The sequence below is a fragment of the Nocardia carnea genome, from assembly GCF_029868325.1.
Taxonomy (GTDB): Bacteria; Actinomycetota; Actinomycetes; order Mycobacteriales; family Mycobacteriaceae; genus Nocardia; species Nocardia carnea_C.
Map to the genome: position 1 here is coordinate 21,721 of NZ_JARWNW010000291.1, position 17,088 is coordinate 38,808.

A 17,088-nucleotide genomic window follows, 5' to 3' on the forward strand; every position below is an offset into this window, starting at 1 on the left:
GACGTGCGAGCGGTGTGGGCCGACTGTGAAGGGCCTGGGTGGACCAGTCGTGAAAGGGCGGGCTGTAATTTTGGAGACGCTCCGCGTCTCGAGGGCGGGGCCCTATTAACCCGGTTCTTCACTCCCGCCGGTCGGTCGCTGCGCTCCCTCCCTCTGGTCGCTCCAGAACCGGGCGGGCCCCGCCCGGTAATGCGACCGACCAAAGGTATGGGAATACGGGGTGGGCTTGTTGCTCTGATGTTGGCGGGGGTGCTCGTGGTTTCGGGGTGCGGAGCGGTGACGGTTCAGAATGTGCCGATGCCGGAGCCGGGGATCGGTGGTCCTGGATATACGGTGCGGGCCCGGTTCGAGGACGCGCTGAATTTGCCCGACCGGGCGCACGTGAAGATCGGCGGCACCGATATCGGGGTGGTCACCGATATCTCCACCACCGATTTCGTGGCGGATGTGAACCTGCTGATCCGCGAGGATATCCGGCTGCCGCGCGGGACCACCGCCGAACTGCGGCAGGCCACCCCGCTCGGTGATGTCTTCATCGCCATGACTCTCCCGCGGGAGGACCCCGACGCGCCTCTGCTCGGTGAAGGCGATGTCATCGATACCGACCACACCGGTGCCGGCGCCTCGGTCGAAGAGCTCATGGTGTCGGTATCGATGCTGCTCAACGGCGGTGGTTTGAATCAGGCGGCCCGGATCACCGCCGAAATGGATTCGATGTTCGCCGGGCGAGCACCGCAACTGGCGCATCTGATCACCGAAATGACTCAGGTGCTGAGCGCTCTGAACGCACGGACCGCTGATATCGACAGTGTGCTGCACGGCGTGAACGTGCTCACCGGTGAACTGGCCGCGCGGAAACAGGAATTGGGACAGGCCGCGGACGCATTCCCCGATCTGCTGGGGCTGGTCGCGGAGAACAACCGCGATATCACCGCACTGATCCAGAAGATCTCGGTGACCATGTCGGCGCTGGGCGATTTCACCGATACGACCAGCCCCGAATTCATCAGCCTGTTCGACAGTATCCGCCGGCTCATGGGCGGATTCACGGCCATGGGCGATAACCTGCGGCAGACGCTGGACGGATTGCACGCCTTGTATCCCTCGCTGGAACAGTCCTTCGAAGGACCGACGCTGGCGGTCGCGGCGCGGGTCTCCTACCTGAGTATCGGTGCGCTCACCGATCCGACGAAGAGCCGGCTGCCCGACGGCACCGATGTGCCGGCCTTCATCGGCAGCCTCACTCAGGTGTTGCAGAAGATCCAGGGCCGGTTGACCAGCCCGCCGCAGCCCGCCCCGGCACCGCAGGAGGGGCCGCGATGAATATTCCGTTGTGGAACTGGCTGGTCCGGCATCGGATCAGGGTCGCGAATATCGGACTCGTCGTGGTGCTGATCGCCGGGTGCGGATACCTCGGCGCGGAGGTGCTGCGAATCAACCTGCTACCCAACAGCACCTACCGGGTGACCGTGGAACTCGCGGGGTCGGGTGGGCTGCTGGCCGATCACGATGTGAACTTCCGCGGCACCCGGGTGGGGCGGGTGGCCGATGTCCGGGTATCCGATACCGGGATCGAAGCGGTCGCCGAAATCGACGCCGGGGTGCAGATTCCGGTCGGCGGCACGGTGGTGGTCGGGCGGCTGTCCGCGGTGGGAGAGCAGTACCTGGACTTCCGGCCGGACTCCGATACCGGTCCCTACCTGCGCGACGGTGACCGGGTGGCGGTCGAGCGCACCCATATCCCGGTGACGGTGCATTCGCTGCTGTCGAATATGAGCGCCATGATCAGCGGTCTCAACCCCGACCGGCTCACAGTGATCGTGGACGAACTGGACAAGGCGCTGGCCGGGGGACCGGACCGGTTGCGCAATATGATCTCCGGGATCAGCCGGGCGATGGCGGGACTGGAGAATCTGCTGCCGCAGACCCGGCAGCTCATCGAGAACCTCACGGTGATCGCGGAAACCACGCAATATGCGCAACCCGATCTCGGCACCCTGACGGGCTCGGCGAGCGCCCTGTTCCAGCAGCTGACCGCCGCGGACCAGGAGGTGCGGCAACTCCTGGACCTGGCGCCCGGGCAGCTCGCCACGCTCGGTGGTTTCATCGACGAAACCCAGGACCCGATCACCAATCTGGTCACCAATTTCGTCGCCATCACCCGGGCCGCGAAACTACGCCGGCCCGCGATCGCGGCCCTGTTCCCGGCATTACGGGCGGGGACTTCAGCACTGAATGTGCCGGTACACGACGGGATGTTCCACACCCTGGTCGATATCTGGCCGCGACCCACCTGCGAGTACAACACCATTCCATTGGCGCCCACCGAACCGGTCGCCGATACCCGGGTGCGCCTGTACAACTACTGCGTCACCAACGATCCGGCCCTGCAGGTGCGTGGTTCGGCTAATGCGCCACGGCCGAATGTTCCCGACAACACCGCCGGCCCGCCACCGGGAGTCACCGGTAACGAACTGTCCCGTCCCATCCCGGGTCGTTAGGAGAAGACGAGAATGACCGATAAGCCCGCCGGACCCGCCGCCGGAAAGCCGGACGACGAGGCGAAACCGGCGCCGGGCGAAACACCCGCCGACATTGCGGCGACGAGCGCGGCTCCGGACGATACGACCACAGGAGCGGAAGTCCCCTCGGAAGATGGCGGGAAGACCGCGGATTCCGCGAGCTCGGCGACCACGCCGTCCGAAACGGATATGACCACAGGATCCGACCGGGCCGGCGGCTCGGGATCGCGGCCGCGCGTATTGCTCGGGGCGCTGGCTGCGGCGGTTCTCCTGCTGATCGGTGCGGTGGGTATCGCGGGGTATCTGTACGTGGAGGAGCGGGACAAGGCCGAAGTGCTGGCCGCCTACGACGAGGTCCGGCAGGCGGCATGCCGGTATGCACCGGTGCTGGCCAACTACGACGCGAAGAATCTGGAACCGTACTTCTCGGCTGTCCTCGACGGCGCCACCGGCGACTGGAAGAAGGAATTCGAGACCACCACCACCGAACTCCGGGAGGCTCTGGCGGCCGGTCAAGTCGTTTCGACGGCCGGGGATATCCAGTGCGCAGTGAAGACCGCGGACACCGGCTCCGCGGAGGTCGTGGTGGTGATCGGGCAGACCATCACCAGTCTGGGCACCCAGGGGCAGCCCGCGCCGGGGCAGCTGGCCATGGTGATGCGGATGCAGAAAACCGACGGCCGCTGGCTGGTCGATCAGATGACCTCACCGCTGGACAAGCCGCTGCAGTAACCGGCACGGCCACCCGGCCGGGCTCAGCTTCCGGCTGGGTGGCCGTACAGGACGGTCTGCATGAGCAGCGTGACCCGCTCCTGGGAGGCGATGGGGACGGTGCCGAAGGACCGCCCGAGATCGACGACCAGGGCGAATGCGGCGTGCACCAGGAAGCGCGCCTGCGGACCGGACAGGTCGGGCCGGACCTGGCGTACCAGCCGGGCCCATTCGTCCACGCTGAGCCGCTGAACGTTGCGCAGCGCGGCGCGTTCCTCGGCGGGGACGTGCTGGAACTCGGTGTAGTACACGAAGGTGAGTTCCCGTTCGGCGAACGAACCGGCCACATACTGGTCGATCAGCGAATCCAGCGCCTCCCGCGGACCGGCAGCGGATGCCACGGCAGGGCCGATGGCGCTCGATACCCGTTCGGCGGCGCGCCGGAACGCGGCAGTGAGCAGATCGCTCTTCCCGCGATAGAAGCGATACACCGCCGACGCCGCGGAAAGCCCGGCGGCGGTGGCAATATCCTCCACACTCACATTCGGATAGCCGCGGGCATGGAACAGCTCCACACCTTTGCGCAGCAGCAGTTCGTGTTTGAACGATTCCGGTATTTCCACCGGCGGCGTGGGCGCGATATCCACCGGCGGTGGCAGGGTGACGTCGGCCAGGCCGGTGCAGATCGAAACAAGCAGGGCGACAAGCGGTTTGGTGGGGAGTGCCGCATGGTGATCGGCAATGCTCGTGATGGCCGACAGCAGTGAAATCGCCAGAACCTTGCGGTCGCCGTTGCGCAGACCGGGGGAGTACGCGGCGAGCCGGCTCTCCAGAGCGTCCAGCACCACCGCTTGCTGTTCGGCGCGGACCTCCCGATCCGCCGGCTCCAGATAGCGACCCTCCCAGCGCACCAGCGCGACACTGGCCCGATTGGCGACGGTGACCGCGCTCAACGCCTCGAGTACCTGTTGCAGCGCCTGCTGCGGCGGCAGGTCCGCAGCGTCGGCCGGTAACCGGACGGATTCGGCCATCGCCTGGCCGACCCGCAGCGATTCCTCCTGGAACAGCGCGTACTTGCTCGGATAATGCCGATACAGTGCGGCCGAACTGATCCCCAGGCCGCCGGCGATATCCTCCATGCTCACGCCGTGGTAGCCGAGGGACCCGAAGGCATTGGCCGCCGCGGCGGCGATCTGCGCCCGCCGGTTCTTCGGCCGGCGCCGCACCGGGCGCGCGGGCAGATCACCCGTGTTCTTGCGGGCGTCGGCGCCGTCTCCGGCCAGGTCGTCGCGGCCGCGCACGCGTACCGCGGGCGTGGACGGCCGGGCCCGGCTGTTGTCGACGCTCATCCCGTAATCCTATCGTCGGCCGACCGGCGTCCATGCCGCGCACCCCCCCGGTCAGGGAGGTATTCCGCCCTGGTCGGGCCGCGCGCACCGCCGGTGGGCGAGTTCGCGACGGGCGGTGACCTGTCGCGAACTCGGTGGTCGTTGCTGCTCGGCTGCGGTTACGGCACGATCACCGCCCGTCCGCGCAGAGTTCCGGCAGCGAGCCGGCGGTAGGCCTCCGGCGCATCGTCCAGGGAAAACCGTTCGACGGCGATATCGAGGACACCGTCATGCGCCAGATCGATGAGCTCGATCAGTTCGGCGCGGGCGCCCCAGTACGGCGCGGTGGCGGTCGCCTCGTACGGGCTGACGCCGAAACCGATCCGCGCGCCCGATTTACCGTCGCCGAGACCGACGATGGTCACATCGGAATCCACGCCCGCAACCGCCATCGCCGTATCGATGGTCGGCTGGAAACCGACGAAATCGAGGACCAGGCTCGCGCCGGCCGGGCCGGTGATCTTGCGGACATTGTCCGCGGCTTTCGCATCCGAGAGCACGGCCTCATGGGCGCCCACCGACCGCGCGAACTCGAGCTTCTCGTCGTTGACGTCCAACGCGATCACCCGCGTGGAAGTCAGATGCCGCAGCAGCTGGATGGCGACATGGCCGAGGCCACCGCTGCCGATCACCACGGTCCACGAGCCCGGGCGCAGTTTGCCCAGTGAGCGTTTGATGGCGTGGTACGGGGTGAGACCGGCGTCGGTGAGCGGCACGGTGGCGACCGGGTCGAGATCGCCGATCGGCACCAGGTGGCGAGGCGAATCGACGATCAGATATTCGGCGATCGCCCCTGGCGCGCCGAGACCGGGCGGGAGAATACGCAGCTCGGCCGCACGGGAACAGTAGTTCTCCAGGCCTTGCGCGCAGAACCAGCAGTTACCGCACCCCCACGGGCCGTAGACCACGACATTCGTTCCGATATCGATCCCCCGTACCCCCGCACCGACCGCCGCGACCTCCCCGGCCCCCTCGTGCCCGAGGGTCAGCGGGAGCTCGATACCGAAGCTCTCCGGAGGGTTGTTCATGACGAAATCGTCGGAATGGCATACCCCGGCCGCGGTCACCCGGAGCAGTACCTCGCCGGGGCCGGGTTCGGGGGTGGGAATTTCGCGGACCTCCGGTTCCGCACCGACGGCCATATGCTGCAGAGCCTTCATAGCGTGCCTGTCCTCTCCCTGAGCCGAACGACTGTGTGCGTACAGGTGGAGCGGGCCTTGCTTCTGGATCAGCTCGGTTCAGGCTAGTTCGCACACCAACCCGCCCGGTGGATTTTGGGGTCATGGGATCTACCGGCGGGGCAGGATGCCCAGGTCCGCGATCGGCGAGGTGGGTCCCGTGGCCCGTGTGGGCGTGCGCGATCCTGCCACGCCGACCAATCCCGGATGCGGTCGTGGCCGGTGTGCGATCAGCGACCGCCGGGCGGGCGGATATCGCTGTACCAGTCGAGTAGGGCGGGGTCGTCGACGGCGCTGCGTTCCACCACCCGCGCCGGGTCGGCGCCCTGGAACAGGCGTTTGATCGGTACCTCGAGCTTCTTGCCGGTGCGGGTATGCGGGACCGCGGGAGCGGCCAGGATCTCGTCGGGAACGTGGCGCGGCGAGACTTCGGTGCGGATCACCTCCTTGATCCGGTCGCGCAGGTCGCCGGTGAGTTCGGCGCCGGGAGCGAGGACGACGAACAGCGGCATCCAGTAGCCGCCGTCGGGCTGTTCGGCGCCGATGACCAGGGCTTCGCTGATCTCGGGTAGCCGTTCCACCGCCTGATAGATATCGGCGCTGCCCATCCGGATGCCGTGGCGGTTGAGGGTGGAATCGGAGCGGCCGTGCACCACCACGCTGCCGTGGCCGGTGCGGGTGATCCAGTCGCCGTGCCGCCATACGCCGGGGTAGGTGTCGAAGTAGGCGTCGTGGTAGCGGGTGCCGTCGGGGTCGCGCCAGAAGCGGATCGGCATGGACGGCATGGGCGCCGTGACCACCAGTTCGCCGACCTCGTCCCGTACCGGCTGCCCGGCCTCGTCGTAGGCGTCCAAGGCGACCCCCAGATACGGCGCCGACAGCTCGCCCGGCCACACCGGAACAGTGCGCACTCCGCCGGCGAACGCCGACACCACATCGGTGCCGCCGCTGATCGAGGCGACGGGGACTCCGCCGGCGTTCTCGTGCAGCCACAGCGAGGACGCGGACGGGAGCGAGGAACCGGTGATTCCGATGAGTCGCAGCGCGGAGAGGTCGTGATCGGTCGCGGGGACCGAATCCGCTTTGATGCAACCCAGGACGTAGCCCGGGCTGGTGCCGAGCACCGTGGTGCGGGTGCGGGCGGCGATCTCCCACAGGGAGTCGGGCCGGGGATGGGCGGGGCTGCCGTCGTAGCAGACGATGGTGGCGCCGGTGAGCAGGCCGGCGATCTGGAAGTTCCACATCATCCAGCTGGGGCTGGTGTACCAGAGAAAAGTATCGTCGAGACCGATATCGGATTGCAGGGCAACGGCTTTGAGGTGTTCCAGGACCACGCCGCCGTGGCCGTGCACGATCCCCTTGGGTAGTCCGGTGGTGCCCGAGGAGAAGACGATCCACAGGGGATGCGCGAAATCGACCGTTTCGGTTTCCGGGAGGGTGTGCCCGGCCGGGTCCGCGGCCACCGACCACGGTGTGCTGTCGGGGATCTCGATCCCCAGCCGGGAGACCACAACGGTGGCGCGCAGGGTGTTCAGCCCGGCGCGCAGTGCGGCGATATCTGCACTCTTGTCGTGGGCCTTACCGCCGTAACGGTAACCGTCGGCGGTGACCAGCACCGTGGGCTCCAGCTGGCCGAGCCGGTCCAGGGCGGCCTTGGCCGAATAGTCCTGACCACAGGCGCTCCATACCGCGCCGACCGCCGCGGTGCCCAGGAAGGCGATCACGGTCTCGGTGATATTCGGCAGATAACCGATCACCCGGTCGCCTGGCCGGACACCCAGTCCACGTAGCGTCCGGGCGAACGCGGTCACGCCGGCGAGCAATTCGGCCCAGGAGGTTTCGGTGACATCCTCGGTTCCCTCCGTGACCTGCACTATCGCCGGACGGTCGGTGCGGGCTTGCGCGATCACCCGGTCGACATAGTTCAGGGTGGTCCCGGGAAACCATTGTGCCCCCGGCATATCGGGCCGGGCCAATACGTCGCCCGCGACGGGCCCGAGATCGAAGTAGTCCCAGAGCGCCGCCCAGAAATCGGCAATATTGTCCACCGACCAACGCCACAGGGCGTGATAATCTGGCAACTCGGTGCCCGTCCGCGTTTCGACGAAGCGCGCGAAATCCGTGACCCGGGCGTCCGCGATATCACGTGCGCTGGGGACCCACTGTGGTTCCACCGCAGAAACCTCCTGTGTTCATCGGTAATCCTTGCCCAGCCGGGCGCCGCAGGTCGAGTATCGGTGACAGATGTGGATCGTCGCCGGCTTCCGTACCGAGACGGACCGGGACGTCCGGTGAAAACCTCCGGGCACGGCCCGATGGTTCATCGGGCCGGGGCGCCGGAGGTCCTGTGCGTGGCGGGGCATAGTTGGCTGGTCAGCCGAGATTTCCGGCGGGCCGGTGGACGGCTCGCTGCAGTATCTGCTCGGCGTGGCGGAGTAGCGGAGAATCCACCATTCGGCCCTCGTAGGTGAAGACACCGCGGTGGTTCGGGGCGGCGGCGAGTACACCTTCGGCCCAGGCGATCTCTTCGGCCGAGGGGGCGTAGGCCGCGCGTATCACCGGGATCTGAGAGGGATGGATGGCGACCTTGATATCGAAACCCACGGCCACCGCGTCTTCGGCTTCGGCACGCAACCCGTCGAGGTCGCGGATGTTCAGGTACACCATGTCCAGGGCGAGCCGCCGGTATGCCTTCGCGGCGAGCAGGCCGGTGCTGCGCAGATGCAATGCCACATCCCGGTAGCTGCCGTCCGGGCGCCGGGTGCCGGTACCGCCCATGGCGGCAACGAGATCCTCGACCCCGCACATCACGCCCAGGGTGTTGGGTGCGGCGGCTATCGACTCGATGGCCAGCGCTCCCGCCGGGGATTCGATGAGCGCGAAAACCTCGTACCCGGTGAGGCCGGATACCTGCTCGGCGGATTCGGTTTTCGGCAGCATGATCAGCCGGTACGCGGTGCTGCGCAGGGCCTGTAGGTCCAGGTCGTGGTCGGCGGTGCCGGCGGGGTTGACCCGCACCACGGTGGTGGCGGGGTCGAGCGGGTTTTCGGTGAGTGCCGTGCGGGCGGCGGGTTTATCGGCCGGTGCGACACCGTCCTCGAGGTCGAGGATCACCACGTCCGCGGTGCCGGCGGCTTTGCGGTAGCGCTCGGGCCGATCGGCCGGGCAGAACAGCCAGGCCGGTCCGGTCGGTTGCCACTGGGTATCGGGAACTGTCACCGGCTCTTCCTCCTGTATGCCCGGGCGCTACCCGGATACGCCTGCACGTCCCGCACAGTCCGGTGCGGCGCGGAGTTCACGCCTGCTCCGCCGGACGCATTCGGATCATGGCGTGCCGGGTCGCGATACCCACGATGGTGCCGTGCTGGTTGCGCGCCACATGCCGGAACGTGACCACACCCTGGCCCGGCCGGCTCTTCGATTCGCGCTTGTTAAGCACCACGGTTTCCACGTAGATGGTGTCGCCGTGGAACAGTGGCGCCGGGAATTTCACTTCCTCGAACCCGAGGTTGGCAACCGTGGTGCCCTGGGTGAGGTGCGCTACCGCCAGCCCGACCATGGTGCCCAGGGTGAACAGCGAGTTCACCAGCCGCTCGTGGAACGGTTCCTGGGCGTCGCTGTAGGCCTTGTCGATATGCAGGCCCTGATTGTTCATGGTGAGCGTGCTGAACAGCACGTTGTCGGTTTCGGTCATGGTGCGGCCGGGCCGGTGCTCGTAGAGCACACCGGTTTCCAATTCCTCGAACCACAGACCGGACTGTACGACCCGTTTCAGGCCGGTGGTGTCGTGCTCGACTTTCTTGGTGATCTTGTCCTCGCCGCTCACAGTCCGAGCTCCCGTCCGATCAGCATCAGTTGTACTTCGGTGGTGCCCTCGCCGATTTCCAGGATCTTGGAGTCGCGGTAGTGGCGGGCCACCGGGTATTCGTTCATGAAGCCGTAGCCGCCGAAGATCTGGGTGGCGTCCCGGGCGTTGTCCATCGCGGCTTCGCTGGCCACCAGTTTGGCGATGGAAGCCTGCTTCTTGAAGGGCTTCCCGGCCAGCATGAGCGCCGCCGCGTCGTAGTAGGCGGTGCGGGCGGTATGCGCGCGGGCCTCCATCCGGGCGATTTTGAAGGCTATCGCCTGGTTGCTGCCGATCGTCCGGCCGAACGCCTCGCGTTCACCGGCGTAGCGCACGCATTCGTCCACACACCCCTGAGCTGCACCAACTGACAGCGCGGCGATGGCGATCCGGCCTTCGTCCAGGATGCGCAGGAAGTTGGCGTAGCCGCGGCCGCGCTCGCCGAGCAGGTTCTCCTTGGGCACCCGCACATCGGTGAACGTCAGCGGATGGGTGTCCGAGGCGTTCCAGCCGACCTTGTTGTAGGCGGGTTCGGCGGTGAAGCCGGGGGTATCGGCGGGCACCAGGATGGTGGAGATCTCTTTCTTGCCGCCGGTCTGCCCGGTCACGGCGGTCACGGTCACCAGGGCGGTGATATCGGTGCCGGAGTTGGTGATGAACTGCTTGTTGCCGTTGATGATCCAGCTGTCGCCGTCCTCGACGGCGGTGGTGCGGGTACCGCCGGCATCGCTACCCGCGCCCGGTTCGGTGAGCCCGAACGCACCCAGCTTCTCGCCACTGGCGAGCCGGGGCAGCCACTCCTGCTTCTGCTTCTCGTCACCGAACCGGTAGACCGGCATGGCGCCCAGCGAAACCCCGGCCTCCAGGGTGATGGCGACGCTCTGGTCGATTTTGCCGAGTTCTTCGAGGGCAAGGCACAGCGCGAAATAGTCGCCACCCATCCCGCCGTACTCCTCGGGGAACGGCAAACCGAACAGGCCCATCTTCGCCATCCCCGCAACGACCTCGTACGGGAAACTGTGTTCGGCATCGTGTTTCGCCGCCACGGGCGCGACGACCTGGTTCGCGAAATCCCGGACGGTCAGCGCAAGGTCACGGTAGTGGTCGGGCAGGGTGCCGGTGGACAGGAAATCGCTCACCTTCGCCTCATTTCGTTCTCGGAGTGGTACCGGGTCGCCGAGCCATCCGGCGTCGACCCTGTGGTCGTCGATCCCACGGGGATCATTCGGGATCGGCACCGATGTAATCGGCGGAACGTGCGGGACCGGTTGTTCTCTTGCTCGATGCCGGCCCGGCGGGTTCCGTGCGGGGACCTGTGCCGCTCGGCCCGGTGGAGCCGATGGCCGCCGACGCTACTGATCGGTCGTCGCCGGCTCCCGGGACCGCGCCCGCGGATTCGCCTCCGACGGGCTCGACGTGGACCCGGGCGAGTACCTCGTCGAGCCGCACCGAAGCGCCGGCCGCTACCAGGATCTCGACGGTTCCGGCGAGCGGCGCGGTGAGCGAATGCTCCATCTTCATCGCCTCGACCACCAGAATCGGATCGCCGGCCGCGACCGTCGCGCCGCTTTCCGCGGCGACCGCGAGCACCGTTCCGGGCATCGGGCTGCGGATCTCGGCATCGTGCACCGCGGCGGCATCGGCCCGGACCGATTCCTCGGGCAGCTCCCGCACTGCCGCGACGCCGCTCGGTCCGGTCACCCAGAGGGTGCCGTCCGACTCCGCGACCCGGTAACCGCGTCGCAGGCCGTCGAAGGTGAGGGTGACGGTGCGCACGGAATCGTCCGAATCCGGCCCGGCTGCCCGCCCCAGTTCCGCTGTCACGGATATCGGTTCGGCGTCCGCGACGCGCAGGTCGGCGGAGGCGGGAGTGCCGGTGAGGTAGACGTGCACCGTCCGGTCACCACCGGCCAGCCGGACCCTGATCGGTGCGGCCGCGCCGACCCGCCATCCGGTGGGGAAGGACCACGGGTCGGCCGAGCCCTGCGGCCACTGCCGCAGCCAGCGATACACGGCGGCGGCCGCGAAAATATCGTCGGGCACCGGGGCCGGCGTGAAATCACCGGCGCGCCGGTCCAGCAGCGCGGTATCCAGGCGACCCGCCACCACATCGGGGTCGGCCAGCAGGAAACGCAGGAAATCGGTGTTGGTGCGCACCCCGAGCACCGCGGTCTCGGCGAGTGCCCGGTCCAGCGCGGCCAGGGCGGCGGCGCGGTCGGGGCCGTGCGCGATGACCTTCGCGAGCATCGGGTCGTAGTCGCTGCCCACCACCGTGCCCACCGCGAGCCCGGAGTCCACCCGCACTCCCGGACCGGCCGGCTCCCGGAGATCGAGAACGGTGCCCCCCGTCGGCAGGAAACCGCGACCCGGATCCTCGGCATACACCCGCGCCTCGACGGCGTGCCCCTGCAGCCGGATATCGTCCTGCTGCAGCCGGATCCGCTGCCCGGCGGCGATACGAACCTGGCATTCCACCAGATCGAACCCGGTGACCAGTTCGGTGACCGGATGTTCCACCTGCAAGCGGGTGTTCATCTCCATGAAGAAGAACTCGTCCGGGCGGTCGGCGGAAACGATGAATTCCACCGTGCCCGCGCCCACATAGTCCACGCTGCGCGCGGTGGCGCAGGCGGCGGCACCGATTCGGGCACGCGTCTGCGCGTCCAGCAACGGGGAAGGCGCTTCCTCGATCACCTTCTGATGCCGGCGCTGCAGACTGCATTCCCGTTCACCCAGATGCAGGACCGTGCCGTGGGTATCGGCCAGGATCTGCACCTCGATATGCCGCGGGCGGGTGACGAACCGCTCCAGGAACAGGGTGTCGTCGCCGAATGCGGAAGCAGCCTCCCGGCGGGCGCTGACCAGGGCGGCGGGCAGGTCGGCGGGGTCGTCGACGCGCCGCATACCCTTACCGCCGCCGCCCGCGGACGGTTTGACCAGCACCGGATAGCCGATATCGGTCGCGGCGGCGATGAGCTGGTCATCCGTCAGACCTGGTTCGGCGATCCCCGGGACCACCGGCACACCCGAGGCGGACACCGTGGTCTTGGCGGTGATCTTGTCGCCCATGATTTCGATCGCCTTGGCGGGCGGCCCGAGGAAAACGATTCCGGCAGCATCCAGTGCGGCCGCGAAAGTGGCGTTCTCGGAAAGGAATCCGTATCCCGGATGCACGGCCTTGGCGCCGGTGCGGCGGGCGGCGTCCACGACGCGGTCGATGTTCAGATAGCTGTCGCGGGCGGCGGCCGGTCCCAGCCGGACCGCGATATCCGCGGCCTGAACATGCGCGGCCTGCGCGTCGGCATCGCTGTACACGGCCACCGACCGCAGGCCCATGGCGCGCAGGGTGCGGATCACGCGGACGGCGATCTCACCACGATTGGCGACCAATACGGTGTCGAACGGCAGGGGATGGTTGGTGTTCAGCATCGTCATCACATCCGGAAAACGCCGTAGGAGACCGGTTCCAGCGGCGCCTGCGCGCACACCGAGAGAGCCAGTCCGAGCACGGTCCGGGTATCGGCCGGGTCGATGACCCCGTCGTCCCAGAGCCGGGCGGTCGAATAGTAAGGATTGCCCTGCGCCTCGTATTGGCGCCGGATCGGATCCTTGAACGCCTCCTGATCGGCTTCGCTCCAGGGCTGACCGTTGCCGTCGAGTTGATCGCCGCGCACGGTGGCCAGCACCGACGCCGCCTGCTCGCCGCCCATCACCGAGATCCGGGCGTTCGGCCACATCCACAGGAAGCGCGGCGAATAGGCCCGCCCGCACATCGAATAGTTCCCGGCGCCGTACGATCCGCCGATCACCACGGTCAGCTTCGGCACCCGCGCACACGCCACCGCGGTGACCATCTTGGCGCCGTGTTTGGCGATACCGGAGGCCTCGTAATCACGCCCGACCATGAACCCGGTGATGTTCTGCAGGAACAGCAGCGGAATCCTGCGCTTATCGCACAGTTCGATGAAATGCGCGCCTTTCATGGCGGATTCGCCGAAAAGCACACCGTTGTTGGCGACAATACCTACCGGATGTCCGTGGATATGCGCGAAACCGGTGACCAGGGTGGTGCCGTATTCGGCCTTGAATTCATGGAACCCGATGTCGCCGCCGGGATCGGCGTCGACGAGGCGGTGGATCACCTCACGCACGTCGTACGGGGTGCGCAGATCCACCGGGACCACGTCGTAGAGGTCATCGCCGGGGACGGAGGGTTCGCGGGCGGCGCGTACTTCCCACGCGGGTTCGGGCCGGGGGCCGAGCGTGCCGACGATCCGGCGCACAGTCCGCAGCGCATCCCGGTCGTCGTCGGCCAGATGGTCGGTGACCCCGGAGGTGCGGGAATGCAGGGCGCCGCCACCGAGCTCCTCGGCCGTCACCACCTCGCCCGTCGCGGCCTTCACCAGCGGCGGGCCGCCGAGGAAGATCGTGCCTTGATCCCGCACGATCACCGCCTCATCGCTCATCGCCGGCACATACGCTCCGCCCGCGGTGCACGACCCCATCACCGCCGCGATCTGCGCGATCCCTTGCGCGCTCATGGTGGCCTGGTTGTAGAAGATCCGGCCGAAATGCTCGCGGTCGGGGAACACCTCGTCCTGTTCGGGCAGGTAGGCGCCACCTGAATCGACCAGGTACACGCACGGCAGGTTGTTGTGCAGCGCCACCTCCTGGGCGCGCAGATGCTTCTTCACCGTCACCGGGTAGTAGGTGCCGCCCTTGACCGTGGCGTCGTTGGCGACGATCACGCATTCGCGGCCCGCCACCCGCCCGATACCGGTGATGATGCCCGCACCCGGCGATTCGTCGCCGTACATGCCGTTGGCCGCCAGCGGGGAGAGTTCCAGGAACGGGCTGCCCGGGTCGAGCAGTTGATCCACCCGGTCGCGCGGCAGGAGTTTGCCGCGGTCGATATGGCGCTGCCGGGCCTTCTCCGGACCGCCGTGGGCCGTCTCGGCGAGGCGGCGGCGTAACTCGTCGACCAGGGCCTGATTGGCGGCCCGGTTATCGGTTGCCGGCCCGGTGGTGGTCGCGGGGCTCGCGGTGCGGGTCATCACATGATCCTGCCCATCTGAGTTAATCGCTGATAACTGGAATTCAGGTTAATCTTGACTAACCGAGTTGTCCAGAGAATGCCGAAGGAGTACGGGTGACCAGCGCCGATTCTGCCACCCCGACCAGCCGGGAGCTGCGCAAACAGCAGCGCCGCGACCAATTGCTGGCCGCCGGCGCCCGGCTGATCGCCGAACGCGGCTACCTCGGTATGCGCCTCGACGATCTCGGCGCGGCGGTCGGCATCAGCGGCCCCGCGGTCTACCGGCATTTCCCCAACAAGGAGGCCTTACTGGTCGAACTCCTGGTCGGCATCAGCCGCCGTCTCCTCGACGGCGGCACCGCGGTCGCCGCCGACGCGGCCGGCCCCTCCGATGCCCTGGCCCGCCTGGTCGATTTCCACCTCGACTTCGCCCTCGGCGATCCCGAACTCATCCGCATCCAGGACCGCGACCTCGACAATGTCCCTCTCCCGGCCCGCCGCGAGATCCGCCGCACCCAGCGCCGCTACGTGGAGATCTGGGTGCGGATCCTCTGCGAACTGACCCCGGGGCTGGACGAGGCAACCGCCCGCGTCCAGGCCCACGCGGTCTTCGGCCTGCTCAACTCCACTCCCCACAGCGCCGGCCCGACCCGCGACCGCACCCGGCCCGTACTGCGGTCGATGGCATTGGCCGCACTGACCGGGCTACTCGATGCCGACGGTCCGGCGAAGTAGTGGTTGACTGCCGCGTCCGTACTCGCCGCCTTCGAGCACTCTGGAGACCGGCGTGCAGCGGGGTAGCGTGCGAGAAATGAGTTCTCTCGAGCACGCTGCGGCCGGCGTCCGGCCGACAGCCGGAATATCCGGTGTCGACGCGGCGACGACCGCTGAGATAGAAGCCCTTTTCCGGCAACTGGAATCGGCCTTGGAGGCGAAGGACGCGGCGGCGTTCGATCGGATGTTCACCGAAGACGTCGTCTTCATCACGCCGGCGGGCGCGATCTTCCGGGGCTGGGATGAGCTGCACGGCTATCATCGCGCTCGCCTCGGTGAAAGCCCTGATGCGCGAGCTCGTTTCGAACTGCTGGCCCTCCGCCTCCTGACGCCCGACCACGCAATCGTCAACGTCGAGCAAACCCTGCACACCGCAGAGTTCTCGCTCGCCAACCGAGGCACCTGGGTCCTGCTCCGGCGCGACCGGACCTGGTGGGTCTGCTCGGTGCACAACACCAATATCGCGGGCTCGATCCAGAGCTGAGCGAACGACCGGATGATCAGGCGTCGGCGCCTCCGTCCGGCAGCGGTAGTGGTTCCTCGTGATGCCGGTTGTCAGAGCCGGACGGTTGTCGTGGTGTCGGCGGGCCGCATCGGCCCTGTCGATATCGGCCAGGTCGAAACCCTTGGTTTCCCGGGCCACCGATACCGCGATCGTGGTCACCGCAGCGGCCGCAGCCAGGTAGACCGGACGCCGGCCGACCCGGTCGGTGAGCGCGCCGATCAGCGGGATCACCGCGAGATGCATGGCGTGGGCAGCCAGCAGCCACCACAGGATGTCGTCGGTCGCCGTATCCTACTGGACCTTCAAATATGTGATGGTGAAGGTGACCACCAGGTAGTACATGATGTCTTCGCCGAAGCGCAGGCCCATTGCGGTGAGCACGCCGCGGGGATACCGCTTCAGAACCTTGACCGCATGGTCCCTGTCACTTCATTGTTCGGCGGAAATTGTGCGGCAGAGCATTCCGAGGTGCGAGAGAGTTCGGCGGTGATCGCGGCATGGAACAGAAGATCATTGGAGGCCATATGGTTGCCCGAACGCCTCGGTCAGTTCGACCGATATGGGCCGAGGAGCTTTCCGCCGTTCATGTGAATCATATGGGTCGGCTCATCCGCTACCCACGCCTCGGTCTCCCACGCGAGGTCTACGAGGTACTTCCGCATGGTGGCCCTATCCGGAAAGCAGCTTACAAATACCAGGTCTGCCGTGCTACGTCCGAACAGCACCGATAAATCCCTGCGGCGCATCGCGTCAACCGGGCCGTGGCTACCGACAGCTTCCATGAGTAGGAGCCAGTTTGTGGATGGCTGGTATACAACGAGGTCCGGCATCTTGCCGTGTTGATTAACTGTGATACCGAGTTCGGCGAGGCGTTTGTCCTCGAAATGAGCGAATTTGGAATCGGCGTCTCCGATATACAAGACCTCGGCATCATGGACGTAGCGACCGCAGAAGTCGTAGATAATTGCTTCGATGAGGACGTTTTGGCCACCGGCACCCAGGCTGAGTTTTTTGCCGCCAGGAAGCGTGATCGGGATCCGGGTGGCTTCCCGTGCGGCGCGATACAGGGTGACAAGACCTGGTTGCGAGTCGAGGTACTCGGACATCACCGGAGCGAAGTCCGGCGTCCCG

The 17,088-nt window shown here is 67.2% G+C and carries 14 protein-coding genes and 1 pseudogene; 5 read left to right on the forward strand and 10 right to left on the reverse strand.

The genetic code is table 11. From position 1 onward, the window contains the following. Nucleotides 1–237 precede the first annotated feature (237 nt). The 3 genes from QH196_RS28200 to QH196_RS28210 are packed head-to-tail and all read left to right on the forward strand — an operon-like array spanning nt 238 to nt 3,254. On the forward strand, nt 238–1,323 hold the full coding sequence (locus tag QH196_RS28200) for an MCE family protein (RefSeq protein ID WP_348538113.1): 1,086 nt from the start codon (nt 238–240) through the stop codon (nt 1,321–1,323). Beyond that, nucleotides 1,320–2,501 carry an MCE family protein gene (locus QH196_RS28205; protein ID WP_280418875.1) on the forward strand — a complete coding sequence of 394 codons (1,182 nt, stop codon included), beginning with the start codon at nt 1,320–1,322 and terminating at the stop codon, nt 2,499–2,501. Before QH196_RS28200 ends, QH196_RS28205 begins: the two co-directional genes overlap by 4 nt. Before the next feature lie 12 nt (nt 2,502–2,513). Continuing rightward, a complete protein-coding gene (locus QH196_RS28210) occupies nt 2,514–3,254 on the forward strand; it encodes a hypothetical protein (protein ID WP_280418876.1) in 741 nt (246 codons plus the stop codon). A gap of 23 nt (nt 3,255–3,277) precedes the next feature. Here QH196_RS28210 and QH196_RS28215 read toward each other — a convergent pair whose 3' ends face one another. The 8 genes from QH196_RS28215 to QH196_RS28250 all read right to left on the reverse strand — a co-directional run bounded on the left by QH196_RS28215 (nt 3,278) and on the right by QH196_RS28250 (nt 14,697). Continuing rightward, complete coding sequence (locus tag QH196_RS28215; RefSeq protein ID WP_280418877.1) at nt 3,278–4,582, reverse strand: TetR/AcrR family transcriptional regulator; 1,305 nt, start codon at nt 4,580–4,582, stop codon at nt 3,278–3,280. Nucleotides 4,583–4,740: 158 nt separating this feature from the next. After that, on the reverse strand, nt 4,741–5,781 hold the full coding sequence (locus QH196_RS28220) for an NAD(P)-dependent alcohol dehydrogenase (protein WP_280418878.1): 1,041 nt from the start codon (nt 5,779–5,781) through the stop codon (nt 4,741–4,743). A 248-nt stretch (nt 5,782–6,029) separates the two neighbouring features. After that, nucleotides 6,030–7,973 carry an acetoacetate--CoA ligase gene (locus tag QH196_RS28225; RefSeq protein WP_280418879.1) on the reverse strand — a complete coding sequence of 648 codons (1,944 nt, stop codon included), beginning with the start codon at nt 7,971–7,973 and terminating at the stop codon, nt 6,030–6,032. 199 nt (nt 7,974–8,172) lie between these two features. Further along, nucleotides 8,173–9,018, reverse strand: coding sequence for an HpcH/HpaI aldolase/citrate lyase family protein (locus QH196_RS28230; protein ID WP_280418880.1), 846 nt, complete (start codon nt 9,016–9,018; stop codon nt 8,173–8,175). Between the two features lie 76 nt (nt 9,019–9,094). Then, the gene (locus QH196_RS28235; RefSeq protein WP_280418881.1) at nt 9,095–9,625 is read right to left on the reverse strand and encodes a MaoC family dehydratase; all 531 of its coding nucleotides are present in this window, start codon (nt 9,623–9,625) and stop codon (nt 9,095–9,097) included. Continuing rightward, nucleotides 9,622–10,782 (reverse strand): acyl-CoA dehydrogenase family protein, encoded by a 1,161-nt coding sequence (locus tag QH196_RS28240; protein WP_280418882.1) that lies wholly within the window; start codon nt 10,780–10,782, stop codon nt 9,622–9,624. Before QH196_RS28240 ends, QH196_RS28235 begins: the two co-directional genes overlap by 4 nt. 82 nt (nt 10,783–10,864) lie before the next feature. Next, on the reverse strand, nt 10,865–13,072 hold the full coding sequence (locus QH196_RS28245; RefSeq protein WP_280418883.1) for a biotin carboxylase N-terminal domain-containing protein: 2,208 nt from the start codon (nt 13,070–13,072) through the stop codon (nt 10,865–10,867). Nucleotides 13,073–13,077: 5 nt separating this feature from the next. Further along, complete coding sequence (locus QH196_RS28250; protein WP_280418884.1) at nt 13,078–14,697, reverse strand: carboxyl transferase domain-containing protein; 1,620 nt, start codon at nt 14,695–14,697, stop codon at nt 13,078–13,080. Nucleotides 14,698–14,792: 95 nt separating this feature from the next. On the opposite strand from QH196_RS28250, the gene QH196_RS28255 reads away from it, so the two are divergent. Together QH196_RS28255 and QH196_RS28260 are read left to right on the forward strand one after the other, a co-directional pair. Then, the gene (locus QH196_RS28255; RefSeq protein ID WP_280418885.1) at nt 14,793–15,413 is read left to right on the forward strand and encodes an SACE_7040 family transcriptional regulator; all 621 of its coding nucleotides are present in this window, start codon (nt 14,793–14,795) and stop codon (nt 15,411–15,413) included. Nucleotides 15,414–15,489: 76 nt separating this feature from the next. Then, entirely contained in the window at nt 15,490–15,936 is a 447-nt protein-coding gene (locus QH196_RS28260) for a YybH family protein (RefSeq protein ID WP_280418886.1), read from the forward strand. 171 nt (nt 15,937–16,107) lie between these two features. Here the strand turns inward: QH196_RS28260 and QH196_RS28265 are convergent. Both QH196_RS28265 and QH196_RS28270 read right to left on the reverse strand, forming a co-directional pair. Then, nucleotides 16,108–16,368: pseudogene (locus QH196_RS28265) on the reverse strand (MFS transporter); the annotation flags it as partial. 134 nt (nt 16,369–16,502) lie between these two features. Then, the coding region (locus tag QH196_RS28270; protein WP_280418887.1) for a BsuBI/PstI family type II restriction endonuclease at nt 16,503–17,088 on the reverse strand (586 nt) is incomplete at its 5' end.

What these genes read in the sequence shown, in the direction of transcription:
- QH196_RS28245 (WP_280418883.1), bottom strand. Translation starts at nt 13,072, where the DNA reads ATGCTGAACACCAACCATCCCCTGCCGTTCGACACCGTATTGGTCGCC.
- QH196_RS28205 (WP_280418875.1), top strand. Translation starts at nt 1,320, where the DNA reads ATGAATATTCCGTTGTGGAACTGGCTGGTCCGGCATCGGATCAGGGTC.
- QH196_RS28200 (WP_348538113.1), top strand. Translation starts at nt 238, where the DNA reads ATGTTGGCGGGGGTGCTCGTGGTTTCGGGGTGCGGAGCGGTGACGGTT.
- QH196_RS28260 (WP_280418886.1), top strand. Translation starts at nt 15,490, where the DNA reads ATGAGTTCTCTCGAGCACGCTGCGGCCGGCGTCCGGCCGACAGCCGGA.
- QH196_RS28220 (WP_280418878.1), bottom strand. Translation starts at nt 5,781, where the DNA reads ATGAAGGCTCTGCAGCATATGGCCGTCGGTGCGGAACCGGAGGTCCGC.
- QH196_RS28250 (WP_280418884.1), bottom strand. Translation starts at nt 14,697, where the DNA reads ATGACCCGCACCGCGAGCCCCGCGACCACCACCGGGCCGGCAACCGAT.
- QH196_RS28210 (WP_280418876.1), top strand. Translation starts at nt 2,514, where the DNA reads ATGACCGATAAGCCCGCCGGACCCGCCGCCGGAAAGCCGGACGACGAG.
- QH196_RS28215 (WP_280418877.1), bottom strand. Translation starts at nt 4,582, where the DNA reads ATGAGCGTCGACAACAGCCGGGCCCGGCCGTCCACGCCCGCGGTACGC.